Consider the following 578-nt stretch of genomic DNA (forward strand, 5'->3'; position numbering starts at 1 on the left):
CCCTATGTGTCAACATAGTTGAAGCATCAACTTTTTAAGGAGATATTCAATTATGAGATACAGTTTAGGATTCAGAGAATCACAGTTAAGGAAAGTTTTACCACCGGTCAACAGACCAATTTCAGATGTAGCAAAAGAATCGGGAGTATCCGATCAAACACTTCGAAACTGGCTTAAAAAATCAAAAGAAGGTACACTGAATCCACAGGAAACTGTAGGTAGTGCCGGACGCTCTCATAGAGAGAAATTGAACCTGATTATAGAAGCCAAAACCATATCAAAAAATGATCAGGGTAAGTGGCTAAGGGAAAAAGGACTGCATACAGAGCATATTACACAATACGAACAGGAATTAAGAGATTTGATACAAGATAAAGACCAGACCGAAAAAGATGAAAAAAAGAGACTGATTAAAGAGAATAAGCAGTTAAAAAAAGAGCTCGCAAAAAAAGAAAAAGCATTAGCTGAAATGGCTGCTCTCTACACCCTTAAAAAAAAAGCCGAGGAACTTTGGGGGGAAGACGAGGACGATTGATCCCCGAAGAGATGCGGAAAGTTGCTGTCGTTTTAATATTAGA

Annotated in this window: 1 protein-coding gene; it reads left to right on the top strand. The window is 38.1% G+C overall.

Features of this window, described 5'->3' with window-relative positions:
• The first annotated feature begins 52 nt into the window (after window positions 1-52).
• Complete coding sequence (locus DV872_RS26240) at window positions 53-535, top strand: transposase (protein WP_114632914.1); 483 nt, start codon at window positions 53-55, stop codon at window positions 533-535.
• Window positions 536-578 lie beyond the last annotated feature (43 nt).

The organism is Oceanispirochaeta sp. M1 (genome assembly GCF_003346715.1).
Lineage (GTDB): Bacteria > Spirochaetota > Spirochaetia > DSM-2461 > DSM-2461 > Oceanispirochaeta.

Excerpts from the sequence above, each read along its gene's own strand:
- DV872_RS26240 (WP_114632914.1), top strand. The coding sequence starts at position 53 with ATGAGATACAGTTTAGGATTCAGAGAATCACAGTTAAGGAAAGTTTTA.